This is a genomic window from Limnospira sp. (assembly GCF_051859755.1).
Taxonomy (GTDB): Bacteria; Cyanobacteriota; Cyanobacteriia; order Cyanobacteriales; family Microcoleaceae; genus Limnospira; species Limnospira fusiformis.
Window position 1 is genome coordinate 1 of sequence record NZ_JBIMLI010000040.1, and the last position, 19,864, is coordinate 19,864.

A 19,864-nucleotide genomic window follows, 5' to 3' on the forward strand; every position below is an offset into this window, starting at 1 on the left:
TTAGTGAGATTGGTAGAAGTGGCGGTAAGCCTTGTGGATTTACAGTGTTTGAATAACTGGTTTACCAAGTGTTGTTACTGTGCTTAATGATTGAGATAAAGGCTGTATAGTCAAGCTGGGGACTGATGGCATTACGGTTTTTTTAGTCTGGCAATTAATGAAGCAAAACCAGAAACTGATATCAGAGGTTAACTCCAGAGACAACGAATTAATGAAGCTGATTTACACAATCCTAAATCAATATAGGCAGTACCCAACAGGATTAAGCGATCGCACTAGCCGGATTAACCGTCCCAGGGGAGAAAGCAAGGAGTAAGTTATCAGACTGACCCAATGGAAGGTAGCCTACTGGGAAAATGGACAAAACAAGTACAAATTCCCAGTTAGGACAAAAAAGCGATCGCATTAAGTCCCTTGACACCAATCTGGACTTCTACAATTCCAAGACAAAGGTGAACGCTTCACTATTAATCTCATTAACGGGTTTGCGTCGCAGTTCTACAGATTTCTCACGGGGTAATAAGTCGAATACTTCCCGGAATACATCATCTACCTTTTCATAGGCGACTAGCCCCACCTCATCTAACACGACATCTCCTGATTGGTCAATTATCACTGTTTGGGGAACATATCCTCGATAGTAATGACCCGGTTCCGTGGGAGGTAGGGACGAGTCCATGGGGATTGAATCAATATTAACTGGGATAAAGTCCGCAGCCCTTCCGTAATACTCTTGTAGTTGCGATACTGTTGTCGAAAATACTTTGCAGTCGCGGCTGTCGTCCAGGAAAAAAACTAGCAATGCTGGTTTATGGAGTCTCAAAGACTGGGACAGTTCAACTCGTGGCGGCACCAGAGACCCATTACCGCCATAAAGAGCAAAAATGTTGCCATCAAACTTATCATCGTCAATATTTGCTAAAGCTGGACCAGTTCCCAGGGGAAATGTTAGCAAGGCAGCTAAGGCCATGATTAGTAAGCCCCTGGGTATGAGTCGGAGGTTGAATGTTATTGGGTTGGAGTTCAGCACTGTCATCAGTTAATTGAGAGTCCTAGCTTTCGGAATTGTTACAATCTTTTAACGACATTTTACAACAGCGATCGCCAAGATTATGACCCGAATATTCAGCCAGTATCGGGAAAATCACCGCCGGATTTGGCCATTTACCTCAGTCCCTCGTCCCTAATTATTAAGTTTTTCCCCATGAAATGTTAAAAACTATTACAAATATACTAATAATGTGAACATAATGCCTCAAAATACATTTCGAGGTAGTCATGTCATGAGGTTTCATTTGGGGGACCAAATAGGGACACCCGAAACTCGTGGCGGCGTATAATCAAATACGCCCGATCGCGATCGATAAATGACTCGGCAATCTTGGTAATAGCCAAAAGTTGCCTGCTCAGGAGAAGTTGCCTGCTAACCGCCACCTGTGGCAGGTTAAATGGTACTTCCCAAAGCTGAGGAGCCACGACACCGGGCTGACCGAAAGTCGTAGGCTTCATCATGAACACATTAGCTAAACCCTGTGGTAGAAAATGAGTATCGTTACCAAATCCATCGTCAATGCAGACGCTGAAGCGCGTTATCTGAGCCCTGGTGAATTAGATCGGATCAAATCCTTTGTTACCTCTGGCGAACGCCGGGTTCGGATTGCTGAAACCATGACAGGTGCTCGTGAGCGCATCATCAAGGAAGCAGGAAACCAACTTTTCCAAAAACGTCCTGATGTAGTCTCTCCCGGTGGAAATGCCTACGGTGAGGAAATGACTGCCACCTGCCTGCGGGATCTAGACTACTACCTGCGTCTGATCACCTACGGAATTGTTGCTGGCGATGTTACCCCCATTGAAGAAATCGGGGTTGTAGGTGTTCGCGAAATGTACAAATCTCTTGGTACTCCCATCGAAGCAGTAGCTGAAGGTGTACGGGCTATGAAGAGTGTAGCCACTTCCCTGCTGTCTGGAGAAGACGCAGCCGAAGCAGGTGCTTACTTCGACTACCTAATTGGTGCAATGTCATAAGCACTGGCGATTATCTCTTATTAATCGACCAAGATTCATCTAAACAATTCCTAGATCAAGCGACCATTAGCAAACGAAACCATCATGCAAGACGCAATCACTTCCGTAATCAACTCCTCTGACGTTCAAGGTAAATACCTGGATGCTAGCGCTATCCAAAAACTGAAAGCCTATTTCGCTACTGGTGAACTGCGCGTTCGTGCAGCAACCACCATCAGCGCTAATGCAGCTAACATCGTTAAGGAAGCAGTTGCTAAGTCTCTGCTGTACTCCGATATCACCCGTCCCGGTGGTAATATGTACACCACTCGTCGCTATGCTGCTTGCATCCGTGACCTGGACTACTACCTCCGCTATGCTACCTATGCTATGCTGGCTGGCGATCCTTCCATCCTGGATGAGCGTGTACTCAATGGCCTGAAAGAAACTTATAACTCTTTGGGTGTACCCATTGGCGCTACCGTTCAAGCTATCCAAGCTATGAAAGAAGTTACTGCTGGCTTAGTTGGTGCTGATGCTGGTAAGGAAATGGGCATTTACTTTGATTACATCTGCTCTGGCTTGAGCTAAGACTGCTCACAGAGGAAGCTAGAATGTAGTCATCCCCTTTGGAAATACTACAGTCTTGGTTCTTCAATTCCTATAAACTTAGGGCCAGGGAAGTCTGAAGTGAGTGCTAGACCGCCAAAGGCTTGTCTGTATCATTGATAAGTTTTAGCGAGCTAGTATTGGCTTATGACTCCCGGCCTTTAGTCATTTGATAAATATTACTGTCAAATACTGTCAAAATTGCTGACTTAACTCAGGAGCAAGATAATCATGAGAGTTTTCAAAGTAACAGCTTGCGTTCCCAGCCAAACACGGATTCGCACTCAGCGTGAGTTACAAAATACCTATTTCACTAAGCTGGTTCCCTATGACAACTGGTTCCGGGAACAGCAACGGATTATGAAAATGGGTGGAAAAATTGTCAAAGTTGAATTAGCCACTGGGAAGCCGGGAACTAATACAGGACTGCTGTGATCATAGTGGAAACGCCAACCGCCTTGGCGGTGTGGCGTGTTTAGTTCACCCGCTCAATTTCGCTACAATTGCGATCGGGTGTATATATGCCAATAGCAATCAGCGCTATATATCTAAAAATTAATTTAACTTCATCTTTTTGGGCACTTGTGGCTAGGTGGGCTTGTATATTGATGGCCCCGTTTCTCACCACCACGAGTGGCTTTTCTGCTTGTATAATTAGAGAAATACACTTGACCAACAGAACTAATCACCTATCACGAGTAGATATAAGGGGTGCGTTTGGTCACTTATTCGCTCAAGTCCAGGAAACTGCTAGATCCGAAATACCTTCGAGGAATCCCTGTCCCCCGGCTTAAATAGTCAATATTTAAATGTAAAATTCCCCTGGGGAAGTATGTCAACCTTATTGATGATTGCTGATGGATAATAGTACAAATTTCGTTGAATCTATATTAGCACAAACTCCTTCCGAAAATCCTACCACTAATCTGAGTAATAAAGTCACCTCAGAAATGTTGTGGATGGGGGCTACAGGTTTGATGCTAATAATACTGATTGTAGTCTCAGTCATTTATAACTCTAAAAACAAAGGTCTTGCCAAGCAGTTGAAAATGGAGACCTTTAGAAATAAAGAACTCCATAAAAAATATAAATTAGCCTTGGCGACTATTTCTAAAATGGAGAAAAACCCAGACTTAATTCACTCCAGGGAATTTAACCTTGATTATCTCAGGATGAGAATGTCTGAGGATGTTTTCCATTATGCCATCATTGTTCAAATTAAGATGAAGGTCAAGCAGCAAATAGCTGTGGCTCTGCGACCTACACAGGCGGCTGTGGGAGAAAAAAGTAATGCTGGTCAAGGTCGCCAAGTTGATTCAATTTTTGATGTTGAATACGACACAGGAGACCCTGAACATAGCAAAAAACGGGTATTATTTCGGATACAAATTAGGTTGATGAAATTACCCACGCAAGCAACTTCAACGACTATTAATCAGATTATTGACTGCTTGGAAACCTATTTGAGTCCCTCGGATGACCATGATAATTGGCAACCGACAATTCAGGGGAGAATTGCCCATATTGAATGGGACCAAAAAGCCAAACCTACTCCCCTATTAGTGTTAGAACAATCTAACGAAGGCATGAATGTTACGTTCCGTACTAATAGGAAACTCCCGGAAAGTCAGGGTAAAACTCCCTTACCAGCATCAGGTCGCAACAAGTCTAAACGCCGTAAAACTACTTCGAGTGGTAACACTCATTTTACCCCTTAACTGTGGCTGGTCTCAGTCTTCAGGAGTATCAAATAAAACTGTGGTCATATAGCGTTCTGCCCATTCCTCGCCAAAGGCTTTTTCGAGGACGCGCCTGGTCTTATCGTTTTGCTGTTGTTGTTGACAGTAGTGGCGTTGAGCGTTGATCATGTGAATTTGTTGCTCTGGGGAAACTGGAGTTTGAGCGATCGCACTTTGACAGTGTAGTTCCATATAAGTCTCAACCCGACTCAGAAACAGGTTTTCCTCTTGCTCATTTGCCGGACGCACAAACAGACAAAACTCGGAAAAAATATCCCCCCAGGCGGGAATATCACGGGGTTGAGAAAAATGATTTTGGGGTAATTCTTGCAGGACTCGGTGATAATTTTCGGGTAAAGTGCGATCGCCATTCATGGGCGACAAATCCACAATCGCCGCCCCAATTCTACCACGTCCCCCCACCAAATCCGTACCAAACATAGGCAGAGCATAGGAACTGCGGGGAAACATCACACAATGGAGAATATCCAAACCACTACCCACCTTAGCCAATTCCAAGTGCATCTTACGAAACTGTGGAGTTTGATAGCAGCGATTTTCAATAGTCAACCTTTCCCCTTCTAATCGCCCCTCAATATATCCTAAATCATCAGGCAGATGATAGGGTTGCAGATCCAAATACTGACCCCACAGGCGTTCAATACTGTTCGCCAATCTACGAATTAACGGGTGTTGTTGTTCCCGCAAAGAATTTTGGTTGTAAGTTGATTGCATTCTCAAACCTAATTAAAACAGCCGTTCCCAAAAAAGCAAGTTATGAATATTGTAAGTCCCCCTGAACAACTATGTGCATCAGCCAGGAAGCGTCGGCCCAATTATTTCAGTGAACCCGCCACAGCCCAATTTATGTTAAAGGGAGACAAGCGACAGCAGTTTCTGAAACCATACCCCTGCTTAGGTTTCAGCCTATCACCTTAGACCTGAGCCGGAATGTTTCGGATACTGATACGGTTATTATCACACAATTAGTGGGTATCTGTAAGTATAATTAGTTAGATTTGCTGTAATTCGTTTGCACTCCCTGGGTTAATTGGAAATCCGCAAGACCTATGTATATTTACACTACCCCCAGGTTTGATCAACAAGCCAAACAATTTGGTATTCAGGGTCAGATTGCAGAATTAGTGGTAGCCATTCAGACCCAGGGCAGTTCTGCTGTCCATGCCTATTTTAACTGGAATTATCCCTATCTGAAGCGGCCTGTCCGTAATCTGAGACTGCTAGGGAAAATCTTTCCTTTTAAGAATGAGCGAGTATTGTGTTTACTGGATGTTTTGACTAGGGGGGGTAATGAATATGAGTCTTTTCTGCAAAACCCCGAAGACTACGGGAAAAAGCATTTAGACCCTCTAGTTTATTATACTGACCTGGAAAATAGTATCAAAGGCCAAAAAGAAAGACAAAAAGGGCCTTTACGTCCAAAATTTTTACCAGAAATCTATCACGGTTGGCTACAACGACCTACCTGGACTCGCAACACAGACGATCGTATTATTTGTGAAGGTGAGGTCTGGATCAAACAATTTCAGCAGCAGGAAACTCGCGACCAATGGCAGAGTTATGGTGAAATTGTCCTAGCCATTGTCGAAGGACAGGAGGAAAAACAGGACACTCCATGGCCCAATTTATACTTAACCCGTAAACCAGACAGTAGTAATTATGTCCTCTATAGCCATTTAGAGACAGCCGACGGCTTACCTCGTCGGGTAGTGTTCTTAGTAGCCAGTTTTGATAGTCCACCTCAACCAGGCGATATTGAGGCGGTGCTACAACAGACCCGTCTGTTAACTCTCGACTTTCCCCAGGGTATTTTTTCCACACCCATTACATTTGATATTCTCTCCCGTTATACCCGTCGCGCTTATCCAGATTATTTAGTTCTAGACCCAGCACTTTGGCTAGAACTCGAAGCAGATAATGGTATTAATTTAGCCCTTTCTGTGGAAGAAGAAAGAATTTTACATGAACTTTCTAGCCCGGATTCTGAAAATTCTCTACCGTTATTTATTAATGGTCGCGCGGGCAGTGGCAAATCAACCATGTTGGTTTATTTGTTTGCTGAATACTGCGATCGCTACCGGAAAATTTATGCTCAAACACTCCCCGAAAAAGTGATCAAACCACTATTTTTGACTTATAATGAACGTCTGTTAACTCGCGCTAAACAAGGGGTAGAAAAGCTGCTGATAACTAACTATAAGTTCATGCTAAACAGCAGTAATCTGGAGAAAATGCCCCCATTAGAACCTTGCTTTCAATCCTTTCAAGATTTTCTAATTAATTTACTTCCTCCAGAAGAAAGCGACAAATTTGATCGCGATCGCTATATCTCCTTCTACGACTTCCGCCAACACTGTACCCATCGCCAAAAACGCTACTCTCCCGAATTATGCTGGCATATTATCCGCACATTTATCAAAGGCTATAGCCTCGTCACTCAAAACGATGAATACATGACCCCAGAGGATTATGATGATGTTCCTCGCCGAGAAAAAACCATTTCCTCAGAAGTCTTTGATGCCATTTATAGACAGGTATGGCCATGGTACTATAAACTAACCCATGATGGTGGCTATTGGGATGACCAAGACTTAATCCGGCGAGTCCTGCAAGTCCAAGGTGATAACCTCCCCAAATATACAGCCATTTTTTGTGATGAAGCCCAGGATTTCACCAAGTTAGAACTATTGCTAATCGTCAAACTCTCTCTATTTTCCGACTCAGTTATGTATCCCCCCATTCCCAGTTTACCCTTTGCCTTTGCGGGGGACCCATTTCAGACCCTTAACCCCACCGGATTTCGTTGGCAAAGCGTCAAAGCCACATTTTTTGATCAGGTAATTTCTCACCTAGATCCTGACCAAAAACTCAATCTAGGAATGTCATTTTATGAACTAGAATCTAATTACAGATCCAGCCCAGCCATAGTCAAAATGACCAATTTAATTCACCTATGGCGGCATCTAGTTTTTAAAATTCCCCAACTCAAACCCCAGGAAGCATGGCAACCGATCGCCAATGCTCGTCATCCCCAAAAATTCATCTTTGGTCAGCGTAATTTTTCCGTGAATGACCTCAAACGCCACATCGAAAAATCGCCCATTTTCATTGTACCATGTGAAGCCCACGGCGAACTAAAATATATTAAAAACGATGAATTTTTATCCTCCTTATATCCCCTAGCCAGCGAAACGAATCCCCCCAAAAATGTGTTAAGCGCCATTCAAGCTAAAGGCTTAGAATTCCCCCTAGTAATTTTATATAAATTTGGCGAACAGTTTGCCAAGGAATTTGGGCGATCGCTTTGGGATTATATCAATTTAGACCAAGAACATCCCTTAGAATTAGAGTATTTTTTCAATAAATTATATGTAGCAGCCAGTCGAGGAATCACTAACCTAATAGTCATTGATACAGAAGCTGGAGACCGCCTCCTCTGGCAATATGCAACCACAGACTCGTTGCACCAATCTGCATACCAACTAGAACAATGTTTAGCTGCATCAGACGATCGCCAAATTTGGTACGGCTATATAGGCGGTTTAAATTGGGGCGATAGTCTCGAAAATCTCGATCTCGATCACCGGGAATTACAAGCCCAAGAATTTGAAGAAAACGGCCGAATGCAGAAAGATCCAGTTTCCCTGCGACGGGCTAAACAGTTCTATCTCGAACTCGGAAAGGAACAAGAAGCCCTACTATGTGAAGCCTGGGCTCTGAGATTCGATCGCCGATTTCGAGAAGCCGGGCTATTGTTCTATCGCCGTGGTGAAAATGACGCAGCCTGGGAATGTTTCTGGCATGGTCTATGTTGGCAAGCCCTACTCAACTGGTATCACCAATTCCCTGAATCAAGACCAGCAGAACGTCCCCTAGTAGAATTCATGGCAACCCCCACCAAAACCTTAGCTGTGGTCTTTGCATTTACCCTGTTTTTAGAAGAAGTCCTAGCCCAAAAATCTACTACCGACCCGGGAAAAGTCAGTTTATCCAATTATGTAGGATCAAATGCCAGTACCCAGTATAGTTCTGGGCGCCCCCACCTCGGTTCTCGCACGCCGGACCACAACCGCAAACCCTGGAAAGCTGCCATTTCTGAATATGCCAGCAGAATCAAACGTTTGATGGCCGAAAAGCGATTATCTCTCCCCCAATGGCAAAGATTTGGTGATGTATTGGAAGCCTTAGATGAAGCCAAATATGATGGCCTCCTAGATATTGCTGGGGAATGCTTCTATCGAGCCAAAAACTTGCGGCGGGCGGTCCGCTGTTGGCAGCGTTGTGGGTCTACTGACCGACGGGAATATAATATTGCTTTAGCTGATGTATTAGGCTTCCCAGAAGGTTTGGCTTATTTGGAACGAGCCGGAAATAGCGATCGCATTATTGCTGAATGGGAACGCGCCGGTCGTCCCGTCACCGCCCAGTGGTTAAAATATGGCGAATGTGTTAGACGCGCTTTACTTGCACAAAATCGCTACCGTGACTGGGTAGAATATTTGATGCGCTCCCGACAATGGTCTGATGCGATCGCCGCCTTAGAAGAGTGTTCTCCATCCGAAATCAAGAGCTTACAGTTTGAGTTAATCCGACAACTGGCTCGCTCTAATTTGACCCCACAACAGGTCCGCATTGCTCGCTCTCGCTATATGACCCTCATAGACCAAGTATTATCTAATTCCGATTGGAAAACCTATCTAGCAGTTCCCGAAGTCGGCATAGTCCTCGAAAGAATTGGCGATTTGGTGCGGACTTTACGATTTTATGAGCAGTTTGTTCAAGCCGAAAACCTGCATTTAAAGGTGTTTGCTCGACAACGTTGGATTGTTAATAAAATTAAACAGCAAAATTATGCGGCCAACGTTGACACTAGGCGGGCTGTCGCTATTCAGGAGGAGATTAACCGCAAAGCCTCTGATTGGAGGATTGATTTAGACGCTTTACCTACCGATCTGCCACCCATAGACCGTTTGACAGTCCATAAATCCCAGCAAGCCGCTATCAATCTTGTCCAAGGGTTGCCCCCTGGAGTGCAGCTAAATCTTTCCTCTTCCGATGGTCATGCTTATAGTTTCCGTATTGATTCCATTGAAGTGCGGGTCGTTAAACGCGATCACCTCCTCAAGGCGACAATTACCGATCTGCATACTCTCAATTTGCTACAAATCGAGGTTGATAGTCGCGGCGGTAGGGTCTGTATTGGCAATATGTTTGTCGAAGCGGATGATGGTCAGCGTCTTTTGTTTCAAGGTCCTGTTACTGGCTGTAGTGGCGCGATTATCTATCGTCAGAGTCCCCCATTGGTTCAACTAAAGTTACCCAATCACCCTGATACTATTGTTTTTTAGCAATTTGTTATCTTTGGGCGTGCATCACATCCCTAGGGGCGGGTTCTCCCATCCATCCTCTATTTCACCAGAGTCTTCATAACCCGCCCCTATAAAGTTACCCAATCACCCTGATACTATTACTATTATTTTTTAGCAATCTGTTATCTTTCCGCGTCCATCACCATCCGTAGGGGCGGGTTCTCCCATCCATCCTCTATTTCACCAGAATCTTCATAACCCGCCCCTATCCTAGTTTTTCCCGTAGCTTGTCCGATGCGAAGCACCCTACGCGGGTGCAGCAGTCTTATCCTGTGTGCTGTGGCTGGCTTTAGCACCGGGGCGGGTGTAGCAGTCTTATCCTGTGTGCTGTGGCTGGCTTTAGCACTGGGGCGGGTGTAGCAGTCTTATCCTGTGTGCTGTGGCTGGCTTTAGCACCGGGGCGGGTGTAGCAGTCCTATCCTGTGTGCTGTAGTGGCTTGGGGCGGGTGCAGCAGTCTTATCCTGTGTGCTGTGGCTGGCTTTAGCACCGGGGCGGGTGTAGTCCTATCCTGTGTGCTGTGGCTGGCTTTAGCACCGGGGCGGGTGTAGCAGTCCTATCCTGTGTGCTGTGGCTGATCGCGCACCCGCCCCTACAGGGCCCGCCTCTACAACTTTTCGGCAACCTTCTCCAGAATCTGCCATAATTATTGAAATTGATACAGGAACTAAAAATACCTTAGTTATATGTCGGTTCAATTTTTTTACTTACCTGAAATTGATGTCAAGACCGTTGCTGATTACCTACAAAAGCCTACCCAAGAGGTGCAGCTTATTGATGTTCGAGAACCTCAAGAATTGGCGATCGCTAGTATTGATGGTTTTGTCAATTACCCCTTGAGTGAACATCAGCAGTGGTCAGAGTCCATTTTCTCTGAACTTGACCTCCATAAGGAAACTTGGGTAATGTGTCATCATGGCAGACGTTCAGCCCAAATGGGTCAGTGGCTCATTCAACAGGGTTTTACTAATGTTAAAAATATTACCGGGGGCATTGATGCTTACTCTGTAATCGTTGATGATACCGTACCCCGCTACTGATTTCGCAGAACAAAAAGAGTCCGCGCTATGCGGACTCTCCTGGGATAAACAGAAGGCTGTCGAGTTCATTCTGTTGATCGACTCGATTTATTCATACCGTTACTTATATTTCGTCTACTAGCCGGACTCGTCCCCGCCGAATTGAGTACAATAGGCGATCTATGGCTCGTAGTTCTTCTTTTTCTAAGGATTCATCTAGTACCGCTGCCATTAGACCATAGCGATCGGCTTTAGTTAGCGCTCTGGTTTCAGTTACCGATGCAGTGATTTCGGAGAGTGCGCCGGGAAGTAGTTTGACTGGAGACATAAGCGTGTTTTGAACTCGACACTTTTATCATCCTCCATTTCTCAGATTAGATCCGTGATCTGCTCTCCCACTATCAGTGATTATACAGATGTAATTTGGTGAGTTAAAACACTTATGGCTGGTGATAACTGTCACAGCTACATCCAATACCTTTCTCTTATCGCTGCTCTAATCAGAACTTATTTAATCTAACTCCCGTCTCCCTTCTAACGCCCGCGCTAAGGTCACTTCATCAGCATATTCTAAATCTCCACCCACAGGTAAACCAAAAGCAATACGAGTTACCCTCGTAAAAGGCTTCAGTAATTGGCCTAAATATAATGTCGTCGTTTCCCCTTCCACGCTTGGGTTAACCGCGATAATCACTTCCTTAACCTGTTGTTGACTAACCCGCCTCACTAGGGGTTGAACTGTTAGTTGTTCTGGTCCAATTCCATCCATCGGGGAAATTACTCCCCCCAAAACATGATACAATCCTCTATATTCACGAGTCTTCTCTAACGCAATTACATCCCGTGAGTCGCTAACTACACATATCGTTTCGCGATCGCGTTGCGGATTACGGCAAATTTCGCAAACAGGTTCCGCTGACAGGTGAAAACATACCTGACACAAACCTACCTGTTTTTTCGCTTCCAACAACGCCCTCGCTAAAGCCTGTACTTCTTCCTCTGGCCGTTTGATAATATGAAGGGCAAGTCTTTGGGCAGTTTTGGGGCCAATACCGGGCAGCCTCTGGAACTGTTCGATTAGACGGGCTAAGGGGCGTGTGTAAACCGTTGTTTTTCCTCCATTTATGCGCTCACACAATAGTATATCCCCTTACCAGTGGGAACCGAATTATGTTAAGTTTTGTAACAAAAAATTAATAAATGTTACAAAAAATTTCTGTTTTGGGGGTTCCCTTGCTTTTTGGGTTGACTTATGGTATTATTTTAGAAAATCGAAATATATTCAATTTTTTTATTTTTGCAAATATCCAATTATATAAAAATATGTCAATAATATAGCATGAGTTCCCGTCGCCTGTCAACCCCCCCCAGCCACCCTGGCTGTACATTTTTTTAAAAATTGAACAAAAAATCAACCATAAAGCCAAAAAAAATCCACCGACGCGGTGGCGGTGGAACTACAAAGGATGATGGTGTGAGGAGCGAGTTACTAAACTTGCTTGCTTACAGTGTTAAGAATAGTCAGGCCTTGTTACAGCCCTGTGTCATGTGTATGAAGATTTTGTGACACCTGCCAGAAGCCAACTAGAGTCTTGTTGCAGTTGATAATTCGTAGATGTTTCTTGTGATCCGGGTTTGGTGGATAATAAGATTTGTTAGTTAAGCAGTATGGGTAGTTTTGTGGCACAAACATTTCAAGCTAAAGTTTACGTCACCCTTCGTCCTTCAGTGTTAGACCCAGCCGGGACGGCGGTTCGTTCCGGCGTTCAGCAGATGGGATATCAAAATGTCGAACAAATCCGAATTGGTAAATATATAGAGGTGACACTCCAGGCGGCGGACGAAGCGGAAGCAGTCCAGCAAATTGATCAAATTTGCGATCGCATTTTAGCCAACCCGGTCATCGAAACCTATCGTTTTGATTTAACCCCCCTATCGGAAACTGCAACCACTACAGCCCATTAGATATGAAATTTGGTATCCTAGTTTTCCCTGGTTCTAACTGCGATCGCGATGTCGCCTGGGTGACACAGGGACTTTTAAACAAACCCACCCGCATGGTGTGGCACCAAGATACAGACCTTTCTGATATTGATGTGGTAGTCATTCCCGGCGGGTTTAGTTATGGTGATTATCTGCGCTGTGGTGCGATCGCCCGTTTTTCTCCCATTATTCGCGCTACTATTGACCATGTAAATGCTGGTAAATTCGCGATCGGTATCTGTAATGGTTTCCAAGTTTTAACCGAAGCCGGACTTTTACCTGGGGCTTTGGTTCGCAATCGGGATCTGCATTTTATTTGCGATCGCGTTCCCATCAGAGTTGTCAATAATAAAACTCCCTGGACTAGAAAATATCAACCTAATGAGGTGATTACTCTTCCTATTGCTCACGGTGAGGGTTGTTACTATGCCGACGAAAAAACTCTGGCACAATTAGAAGATAATAACCAGGTCGTGTTCCGCTATGAAGGCGATAACCCTAACGGTTCTCTCAATAATATTGCCGGAATTTGTAACCAATCCGGTACTGTGGTCGGTATGATGCCTCACCCCGAAAGAGCTGCTGACCCTATGTTGGGTAATACTGATGGCATTAAAATGTTTGAAGCTGTATTACAACAAGTAGTTAGGGCTAGGGTTTAGTTATCAATTCTCAATTCTACTTTAATGGCGGGTTCCACAGTTAATGAAACTTACTGCGATATTAACAAACCCGCCCCCCTCACCTATCCCCTTATATCATCGAGCATAGTTAAGTTTTGCTGATAGATAAATTTCCAAGGTTTTGAATTTTAAAAGTATGTTAAGAATTGTTAAAATTTTATTGAGAATATCTCTCAAACACTTGACGAATTTATAGGGGTTTTGGTATGCTATAAATAATCGCATCCAAGGGCTTCTTGTGTTTTTACGCCAAAAAAGAGGCTACAACCCTTATTATATCGCGGATTATCAATATTCTCTGGCTAAAACTTAAAATCACGATGCACGAGTTTTGGGGCTAAAATGGACGGCTCAAAATCTGGCTATTGACAAAAACGCCATTTTGTGCGTTATGGCTCATCTGGCGGTTAGGGGCATAAAAAACTAAGTAATTTTCCCCATATCAATGAATGGAAAATAAATGATGATTTAGTATTGACAAACCCTGGAACTTGACCTATTATAGAAGCATGGGAATCTGTGGCGACATATATATAGGATTATCCCCAAAAGTATCGACCACTAGGCGGGAAGATAACAGAAGCAAAAGCCATACAATAAAAAGCGATGATTCCAAAACTGTTAGTCACAGGTGCGAGCGGTTTCTTGGGTTGGAATATATGCCAGGTAGCCAAATCTGAATGGGAGGTTTACGGAACGTATAATTCCAGTCCGGTGACAGATAGTGGTGTAAAATTTATCAAAACTGATTTGACGGTATTAGGAGACTTAAAGCAGGTATGGGAAGAAATAAAACCTGATGCGGTCATTCATGCAGCGGCGGCTTCAAAACCGAATTTTTGCGAAGAGAACCCGGATATATCTCATAAAATTAACGTGGTGGCGGCTGGGGATATGGCGAGTTTGTGCGGCGCGGCGGGAATTCCTTATGTGTTTACTTCGACTGACCTAGTATTTGATGGTTTAAACCCTCCGTATCGAGAAACTGATCTAGTTTGTCCGATTAACACTTATGGGGGACAGAAAGTGAAAGCGGAAGGGGAAATATTAGCCAGATATCCGAAAGCTGCTATCTGTCGAATGCCTTTAATGTATGGGATAGCCTCGCCTCATGGGGGTAGTTTTATCCAGGGATTTATCAAAACGCTAAAATCGGGAAATTGCCTCAACCTGTTTGAGGATGAATTTCGCACGCCAGTTAGCGGCACGACTGCGGCTAGGGGGTTACTGTTAGCGATTGAAAAAAAGGTTAATGGGATATTACACCTAGGGGGAAAACAGAGGATATCTCGCTATGAGTTTGGCTTGCTAATGGCGCAGGTGCTAGATTTACCAGCGGATAGAATTACGCCAGGAAAGCAACAGGATGTTAAATCGATCGCACCCCGTTCTCCCGATACATCCCTAGACAGTTCCCAAGCGTTTGATTTAGGATATGAACCCCCTTCAATTATGGAAGAGTTGGCAGCATTACGGGGTCTAGTTTAAGGTTAACTAGAAACTACATTAGCAGAATGAGCGATCGCATCAGGAACCTCAGCTTCCAAACGACGGAGACGAGGACTGCGATAGGCAATAATGACGGCAGCAATATTAATTATACCGACCCCACACAAAAGCAAAGCACTTCCCCGTCCGGGTCCCATACCGATAATATGTCCGACTCGATCTGCCAATATTCCCCCAGGCTGCATCATGGGTTCAAAAATGCCATCAACCAAAGGTCCGACGCTGAGTTGTGTTACGACTAACAAGGATTTTTCAAATAACCCTTGTAAAGCGAAAACTCGTCCTTGCAGATATTGGGGAACTTTGCATTGCCAGATAGTTTGGTTGCTGCTGATGACAATGGGCTGGGAGAATAGATAACCAAATCCGCCAATAGCTGCTAAAAATAGGGTAGGTTGAAATCCTCCTAAACATAAACAGAGTCCCTGTAGGGCGACAAACAACAGAATTCCATTAACTTGGCGTTTTAATCCTCCCCAGGCGCTGACTACTAGGCTACCGAATAACATCCCGCAACCACTAATAGATAACACTATCCCCAATTGGGAACTAGATGCAAAACTGAGAATAATCGGCCAGAAAAGAACCTGGATCATTCCTTCTGTTAGATAAATGACTGCAAAAAATAGCATTAACCCTAACAGTCCCGGACGCGCGGCTACATAATCCCACCCGGAGCTAATTTCTCCCCATATCCTTTCAAAATTAACGGTTTTGCGATCGCTTGATGCGACTGGTTTCGGATCGGGAAGCCTCACACTCAGCAGAGCAATGGTGGCTAGTACATAGGTGGCAAAATCAAAGACTAATACCCCCTGCAACTGGACAGCTTCTACTAAAAATCCGGCAATGGTCGGACCCAAAATTCTAGCCAGCGCCCGTGATATCTGTACCATGCCGTTAGCTCGACCTAAATGCTGTTTGGGAACAATTTGGGCGATCGCTGCCATGTAAGCTGGAATATGGAAGGCGTTAGCGACGGAACTGATGCTAACGGCTATGTAGATGTGCCAAATTTCCAGGCTGCCGGACTGTAACAGGATCATCATCCCTATTGCTGTCACACCTGTGGTAGAATCAGCTATTAGCATCACCCAACGTCGGTTCCACCGATCTACTAGCACCCCTGCTATAGGGGAAATTAGCAGATTGGGTAGATAGGCTAACACCATGATCAGAGCAAACAGGGTTAGGGAACCTGTGGTCTGATAAGCCCACACCCCTAAAGCGAAGTCTGTGATGTATGTGCCGACTACGGAGATAATTTGTCCTAACCAGATTCGCAAGAAGATTTGCATAGTCTATTGATTTATCGAAAAATGGGCAGATGCGGGAAACACAAAGTCAGCCAGCAAATAGTAATAGCTTCCCTTAGTCCCTGTCAATCAAGTGGGTTTCTCATTGCCTCGCATTTATTGACAACGATTTCCCTATTGTCGGCTTTTTCGGTAACTTTGGGGACTATTCAGGAATAAAAAAGCTAATACTGACCTGAGATGAACTATGGTGTTGGGATAAGGGCGATAAGATTAAGTTCTGGTGAGGCTTTTATGGCAATTTTTCCGATTTCTAAATGATATCGAAGGGGTCCCGGCTCTCAAAAGCCATATATATGTCGGCACAGATTCCCACAATAAAATTGTATGTCAAGTGCCGAGGTTTGTCAACTGTTTAAAGGTTAATTAAATGCGGGGCGCGTCCAACCCCAGCGTTATCGGTAGCGATCATTAAGCGATCGCCATCAAGTTCTGTAGGGGGGGGTTAAAAACTAGCAAAGACCCATGAAAATTCGGGTCTTTAATTCTTGGGATATGAAGATATCGGCCAAATTTCTATATATATGCGGCCACAGATTCCCATGCTTATATAATAAGTCAAGCCCTAATATTTGTCAATAGAAAATGGAGAATTTGGGTAAAAATGTGAGGGAAGTTAAAGGGGGGGTAGGAAGTGGCAAAATGTGGTTTGATCAAAAAGATGGGATATGCAAGCCAAATGACTGAGTATCAAACGTTAGTAGACCTACTGCGCGATCGCGCCGAAAAATTAAGAGACCAAAACGCCTATACATTTTTAGCGGACGGAGAAACGGAGTCGGGGCGCTTAACCTATAGGGAACTAGACGAACAAGCGAAAGCGATCGCCACAGAAATTCGTCGCCACGTCCCCCCCGGAACCCATGTATTAGTAGTGTATCCCTACACCACCGGACTAGAATTTATCGCGGCTTTTTTTGGGTGTCTGTATGCGGGGGTAGTAGCGGTAACGGATAACCCACCCCGGTCTAGCCAAGGATTAGGAAAACTGCAAGAACGCATCGAATTATCAAACGCTACAATAGCCCTAACCAGTAAACCCTTGTTATCCCATATACAAGGACTATTAAAAAAAGTGCCGGAATTAGCGCCCAAATTCGAGCAACTCCCCTGGATAACTACAGACAGTCTAAACCCGAAGCTAGGAGAGTCCTGGTCTCCCCCAGACATCAACCCGGAAACCCTAGCATTTCTGCAATATACTTCGGGTTCTACGGGAACACCAAAAGGAGTAATGGTGACTCACCAAAACGTCCTACACAACTCGGAAATGATTTATCAAGCCTTTGAACACAGGGGGGAAAGTCAAGGCTTGATCTGGCTACCCCTATTCCACGATATGGGACTTATTGGGGGAGTCATTCAACCGCTATATGGTGGTTTTCCGGTAACGTTAATGTCTCCGGTGGCGCTAGTACAGAAACCCATGAACTGGTTAAAAGCCATATCTCGGTACCAAGCGACGACCAGCGGCGGGCCGAATTTTGCCTATGATTTACTGTGGCGACAGGCGACCCCTAGTGAGATCAAAAAATTGGATTTAAGTAGCTGGGAGGTGGCATTTTCTGGGGCTGAACCTGTCCGCGCCGAAACTTTAGAGAATTTTGCCAAAACGTTCGCGGAGTGTGGTTTTCGACGATCGGCTTTTTATCCCTGTTATGGTATGGCGGAGACGACTTTATTTATTTCTGGGGGTCGAAAAGCAGATCTTCCGGTGATTCGCTATGTCGATCGCACGGCTTTGGAGGAAAATAAGGTGGTAGCTGTGGAGAGTGATCATCGGTCGGCGAAAGCTGTGGTTGGCTGTGGTCATGGTTGGCTAGGGGATGAAATTGTCATTGCTAACCCGGAAACCCTAACCCGTTGTGCTGAGGGAGAAGTAGGGGAAATTTGGCTGCGCGGCGCGGGTATTGGTTTGGGTTATTGGAATAACCCAGAGGAAAGCGATCGCACGTTTAAGGCTAAATTAGGTAATCAGGGTGGGTTTCTGAGGACGGGTGATCTGGGGTTTTTGGAGAATGGGGAATTATTTATTACGGGTAGGATTAAGGAGATGATGATTCTCTGGGGTCGCAACCATTATCCCCAACATATTGAACAAACTTTAGAAACCTGTCATGATCAGTTACGTCCGGGCTGTGGGGCGGCTTTTTCGATTGAAGTGGAGGGGGAAGAACGTCTGGTCATCGCCTACGAGGTACAACGGCAATTTCTGCGAAAGCTGAATGTCGAGGAGGTTATTGGCGCTATCCGTCATGCGATCGCTGATCAGCATCTAGCGGATGTTTTTGCGGTAGTATTACTGAAAACTGGAACTCTCCCGAAAACTACCAGCGGTAAGGTCCAACGCCAAGTCTGTGGCCGTCAGTTTCTCGCGGGAACTCTGGAGGTGGTCGGACAATGGCAATGTCAGGAGTTGCAACAAAGCAATATTTCTGACCTGGTGCGCCGGGAACAAGTTAACAGTTAATCAACAAACATCAAGCAGCTTTGGCCAGGGCATCGCAACCGGATCTCTTTGGTTGCCCCTGGTCTTGTATAATTAAATATACCTGTATTACTATATGGGTGATTAATCAAATAAGGAAAAGTGCTATTTATGACTGAGGTAGGGTTACAGAGCAATTTTAAAGATAAACTGCGAAATTTCTTAATTTATGGCATTGGCGAACCGATATTAAGAGGCTTAGAAACATCGATTGGTAAATATTCCAAAATTGGAGATACGGCATTTTTTGACGCTGCCAAATACCCGGAACATTTCCAATGGGTTGACCTGTTAGAAAGGGATTGGCATTTAATCCGCCAGGAGGTAGACGAACTGTTAAAATATCGGGATAATTTGCCTAATTTTCAGGATATTTCGCCGGATCAAGCCTATAATACGAGTACGGATAATTTATGGAAAACCTACTGTTTATATGGCTATGGAGTTAAATCTGCTGAAAGTTGTGATCGCTGTCCTGAGACCACCAAAATCATCCAAAAAATCCCAGGTTTAAAAACGGCATTTTTCTCTATATTACTGCCGGGCAAACATATCCCGGAACATCGGGGACCATACAAGGGGGTAATTCGGTGTTTGTTAGGTTTAAAAGTGCCGGAACCCCGGGAAAAGTGCCGTCTGCGAGTAGGGGATGAAATCCGGCATTGGGAAGAGGGAAAATGTATGTTATTTGACGATTCATTTCCCCATGAAGCGTGGAATGAAACGGATGGAATTAGGGTAGTGTTATTCTTGGATATTGTGCGACCTTTAAAGTTTCCTTGGTCGGCGGTTAATGAGTTATTGATTAAACTAATTGCGGCTTCTCCATACATTCAGGAAGCGACGGCGAATCAGAAAAAATGGAACGATCGCCTAGACCAAGTATGGCAGAGAGATCCACAAAATTCCCGACAGTAACCCGGGGTAATTTATAGCCAGTATAATGATTAATCAAAAAACGGCGTAAACTTGAAGCGGGCTATAAGCCTGTAGACTCTAGGGATGTAATTATAGTCCCTAGGGTCAGCCGGAAAAGATGATGTCAGCATCCAATCAACAAAAAAGTTGCCAAAAAATTAAAATAGGTTATATTATCCAAGAGACCGGAAACTTTTTCGCTTAC

21 protein-coding genes are annotated in these 19,864 nt (G+C 44.5%); 14 read left to right on the plus strand and 7 right to left on the minus strand.

The window, feature by feature from the left end; translation table 11 throughout:
* Positions 1–106: 106 nt before the first annotated feature.
* Positions 107–316, plus strand: a complete 210-nt coding sequence (locus ACTIE0_RS09445; RefSeq protein WP_071533530.1) for a hypothetical protein — start codon at positions 107–109, stop codon at positions 314–316.
* Here the strand turns inward: ACTIE0_RS09445 and ACTIE0_RS09450 are convergent.
* The 3 genes from ACTIE0_RS09450 to ACTIE0_RS09460 form a co-directional block, all read right to left on the minus strand.
* Positions 263–421 (minus strand): hypothetical protein, encoded by a 159-nt coding sequence (locus ACTIE0_RS09450; protein ID WP_155839091.1) that lies wholly within the window; start codon positions 419–421, stop codon positions 263–265. The two genes, ACTIE0_RS09445 and ACTIE0_RS09450, sit on opposite strands and share 54 nt — an antisense overlap.
* 12 nt (positions 422–433) lie before the next feature.
* Positions 434–970 carry a thylakoid membrane photosystem I accumulation factor gene (locus tag ACTIE0_RS09455; protein WP_006621704.1) on the minus strand — a complete coding sequence of 179 codons (537 nt, stop codon included), beginning with the start codon at positions 968–970 and terminating at the stop codon, positions 434–436.
* Positions 971–1,281: 311 nt separating this feature from the next.
* Entirely contained in the window at positions 1,282–1,512 is a 231-nt protein-coding gene (locus ACTIE0_RS09460; RefSeq protein WP_006667936.1) for a hypothetical protein, read from the minus strand.
* A 30-nt stretch (positions 1,513–1,542) separates the two neighbouring features.
* Here ACTIE0_RS09460 and apcA point away from each other — a divergent pair, with 30 nt between their 5' ends.
* The 4 genes from apcA (at position 1,543) to ACTIE0_RS09480 (ending at position 4,334) form a co-directional block, all read left to right on the plus strand.
* A complete protein-coding gene (gene apcA, locus ACTIE0_RS09465; protein WP_006617276.1) occupies positions 1,543–2,028 on the plus strand; it encodes an allophycocyanin subunit alpha in 486 nt (161 codons plus the stop codon).
* Positions 2,029–2,112: 84 nt separating this feature from the next.
* A complete protein-coding gene (gene apcB / locus ACTIE0_RS09470) occupies positions 2,113–2,598 on the plus strand; it encodes an allophycocyanin subunit beta (RefSeq protein WP_006617275.1) in 486 nt (161 codons plus the stop codon).
* A gap of 249 nt (positions 2,599–2,847) precedes the next feature.
* Positions 2,848–3,051: a phycobilisome linker polypeptide gene (locus tag ACTIE0_RS09475; RefSeq protein WP_006621706.1), complete on the plus strand. Its 204-nt coding sequence runs from the start codon at positions 2,848–2,850 to the stop codon at positions 3,049–3,051.
* Between the two features lie 422 nt (positions 3,052–3,473).
* Positions 3,474–4,334 (plus strand): hypothetical protein, encoded by an 861-nt coding sequence (locus ACTIE0_RS09480; protein WP_008056960.1) that lies wholly within the window; start codon positions 3,474–3,476, stop codon positions 4,332–4,334.
* 12 nt (positions 4,335–4,346) lie between these two features.
* Here the strand turns inward: ACTIE0_RS09480 and ACTIE0_RS09485 are convergent, their stop codons facing one another.
* A complete protein-coding gene (locus tag ACTIE0_RS09485) occupies positions 4,347–5,090 on the minus strand; it encodes a phycocyanobilin:ferredoxin oxidoreductase (RefSeq protein ID WP_006621708.1) in 744 nt (247 codons plus the stop codon).
* 42 nt (positions 5,091–5,132) lie between these two features.
* Here ACTIE0_RS09485 and ACTIE0_RS09490 point away from each other — a divergent pair, with 42 nt between their 5' ends.
* The 4 genes from ACTIE0_RS09490 (at position 5,133) to ACTIE0_RS09505 (ending at position 10,783) form a co-directional block, all read left to right on the plus strand.
* Complete coding sequence (locus ACTIE0_RS09490) at positions 5,133–5,294, plus strand: hypothetical protein (RefSeq protein WP_008056962.1); 162 nt, start codon at positions 5,133–5,135, stop codon at positions 5,292–5,294.
* A 131-nt stretch (positions 5,295–5,425) separates the two neighbouring features.
* Complete coding sequence (locus tag ACTIE0_RS09495) at positions 5,426–9,724, plus strand: helicase domain-containing protein (protein ID WP_006667939.1); 4,299 nt, start codon at positions 5,426–5,428, stop codon at positions 9,722–9,724.
* Positions 9,725–9,979: 255 nt separating this feature from the next.
* On the plus strand, positions 9,980–10,105 hold the full coding sequence (locus ACTIE0_RS09500; RefSeq protein WP_006621710.1) for a hypothetical protein: 126 nt from the start codon (positions 9,980–9,982) through the stop codon (positions 10,103–10,105).
* Positions 10,106–10,429: 324 nt separating this feature from the next.
* Complete coding sequence (locus ACTIE0_RS09505) at positions 10,430–10,783, plus strand: rhodanese-like domain-containing protein (protein ID WP_006621712.1); 354 nt, start codon at positions 10,430–10,432, stop codon at positions 10,781–10,783.
* Between the two features lie 103 nt (positions 10,784–10,886).
* Here ACTIE0_RS09505 and ACTIE0_RS09510 read toward each other — a convergent pair whose 3' ends face one another.
* Positions 10,887–11,090 (minus strand): hypothetical protein, encoded by a 204-nt coding sequence (locus ACTIE0_RS09510; protein WP_006667940.1) that lies wholly within the window; start codon positions 11,088–11,090, stop codon positions 10,887–10,889.
* A gap of 183 nt (positions 11,091–11,273) precedes the next feature.
* On the minus strand, positions 11,274–11,900 hold the full coding sequence (recR, locus tag ACTIE0_RS09515; protein WP_006667941.1) for a recombination mediator RecR: 627 nt from the start codon (positions 11,898–11,900) through the stop codon (positions 11,274–11,276).
* Between the two features lie 530 nt (positions 11,901–12,430).
* Here recR and purS point away from each other — a divergent pair.
* The 3 genes from purS (at position 12,431) to ACTIE0_RS09530 (ending at position 14,916) form a co-directional block, all read left to right on the plus strand.
* Positions 12,431–12,727 (plus strand): phosphoribosylformylglycinamidine synthase subunit PurS, encoded by a 297-nt coding sequence (purS, locus tag ACTIE0_RS09520; protein WP_006621716.1) that lies wholly within the window; start codon positions 12,431–12,433, stop codon positions 12,725–12,727.
* 2 nt (positions 12,728–12,729) lie between these two features.
* Positions 12,730–13,407, plus strand: a complete 678-nt coding sequence (gene purQ, locus ACTIE0_RS09525; RefSeq protein WP_006621717.1) for a phosphoribosylformylglycinamidine synthase subunit PurQ — start codon at positions 12,730–12,732, stop codon at positions 13,405–13,407.
* Between the two features lie 627 nt (positions 13,408–14,034).
* Positions 14,035–14,916, plus strand: a complete 882-nt coding sequence (locus ACTIE0_RS09530; protein ID WP_006621719.1) for an SDR family oxidoreductase — start codon at positions 14,035–14,037, stop codon at positions 14,914–14,916.
* 2 nt (positions 14,917–14,918) lie between these two features.
* Here the strand turns inward: ACTIE0_RS09530 and ACTIE0_RS09535 are convergent, their stop codons facing one another.
* Positions 14,919–16,235: an MFS transporter gene (locus ACTIE0_RS09535; RefSeq protein WP_006621720.1), complete on the minus strand. Its 1,317-nt coding sequence runs from the start codon at positions 16,233–16,235 to the stop codon at positions 14,919–14,921.
* A 697-nt stretch (positions 16,236–16,932) separates the two neighbouring features.
* Here ACTIE0_RS09535 and ACTIE0_RS09540 point away from each other — a divergent pair.
* Together ACTIE0_RS09540 and ACTIE0_RS09545 are read left to right on the plus strand one after the other, a co-directional pair.
* Positions 16,933–18,723, plus strand: a complete 1,791-nt coding sequence (locus ACTIE0_RS09540; protein WP_008056975.1) for a fatty acyl-AMP ligase — start codon at positions 16,933–16,935, stop codon at positions 18,721–18,723.
* A gap of 129 nt (positions 18,724–18,852) precedes the next feature.
* A complete protein-coding gene (locus ACTIE0_RS09545) occupies positions 18,853–19,659 on the plus strand; it encodes an aspartyl/asparaginyl beta-hydroxylase domain-containing protein (RefSeq protein ID WP_006621723.1) in 807 nt (268 codons plus the stop codon).
* Positions 19,660–19,864 lie beyond the last annotated feature (205 nt).

Excerpts from the sequence above, each read along its gene's own strand:
- ACTIE0_RS09490 (WP_008056962.1), top strand. The coding sequence starts at position 5,133 with ATGAATATTGTAAGTCCCCCTGAACAACTATGTGCATCAGCCAGGAAG.
- ACTIE0_RS09460 (WP_006667936.1), bottom strand. The coding sequence starts at position 1,512 with ATGATGAAGCCTACGACTTTCGGTCAGCCCGGTGTCGTGGCTCCTCAG.
- ACTIE0_RS09545 (WP_006621723.1), top strand. The coding sequence starts at position 18,853 with ATGACTGAGGTAGGGTTACAGAGCAATTTTAAAGATAAACTGCGAAAT.
- ACTIE0_RS09455 (WP_006621704.1), bottom strand. The coding sequence starts at position 970 with ATGGCCTTAGCTGCCTTGCTAACATTTCCCCTGGGAACTGGTCCAGCT.
- ACTIE0_RS09500 (WP_006621710.1), top strand. The coding sequence starts at position 9,980 with ATGCGAAGCACCCTACGCGGGTGCAGCAGTCTTATCCTGTGTGCTGTG.
- ACTIE0_RS09480 (WP_008056960.1), top strand. The coding sequence starts at position 3,474 with ATGGATAATAGTACAAATTTCGTTGAATCTATATTAGCACAAACTCCT.
- purS (WP_006621716.1), top strand. The coding sequence starts at position 12,431 with ATGGGTAGTTTTGTGGCACAAACATTTCAAGCTAAAGTTTACGTCACC.
- purQ (WP_006621717.1), top strand. The coding sequence starts at position 12,730 with ATGAAATTTGGTATCCTAGTTTTCCCTGGTTCTAACTGCGATCGCGAT.
- ACTIE0_RS09540 (WP_008056975.1), top strand. The coding sequence starts at position 16,933 with ATGACTGAGTATCAAACGTTAGTAGACCTACTGCGCGATCGCGCCGAA.
- ACTIE0_RS09475 (WP_006621706.1), top strand. The coding sequence starts at position 2,848 with ATGAGAGTTTTCAAAGTAACAGCTTGCGTTCCCAGCCAAACACGGATT.
- ACTIE0_RS09510 (WP_006667940.1), bottom strand. The coding sequence starts at position 11,090 with ATGTCTCCAGTCAAACTACTTCCCGGCGCACTCTCCGAAATCACTGCA.
- ACTIE0_RS09535 (WP_006621720.1), bottom strand. The coding sequence starts at position 16,235 with ATGCAAATCTTCTTGCGAATCTGGTTAGGACAAATTATCTCCGTAGTC.
- ACTIE0_RS09505 (WP_006621712.1), top strand. The coding sequence starts at position 10,430 with ATGTCGGTTCAATTTTTTTACTTACCTGAAATTGATGTCAAGACCGTT.
- ACTIE0_RS09485 (WP_006621708.1), bottom strand. The coding sequence starts at position 5,090 with ATGCAATCAACTTACAACCAAAATTCTTTGCGGGAACAACAACACCCG.
- ACTIE0_RS09495 (WP_006667939.1), top strand. The coding sequence starts at position 5,426 with ATGTATATTTACACTACCCCCAGGTTTGATCAACAAGCCAAACAATTT.
- apcB (WP_006617275.1), top strand. The coding sequence starts at position 2,113 with ATGCAAGACGCAATCACTTCCGTAATCAACTCCTCTGACGTTCAAGGT.
- apcA (WP_006617276.1), top strand. The coding sequence starts at position 1,543 with ATGAGTATCGTTACCAAATCCATCGTCAATGCAGACGCTGAAGCGCGT.
- ACTIE0_RS09530 (WP_006621719.1), top strand. The coding sequence starts at position 14,035 with ATGATTCCAAAACTGTTAGTCACAGGTGCGAGCGGTTTCTTGGGTTGG.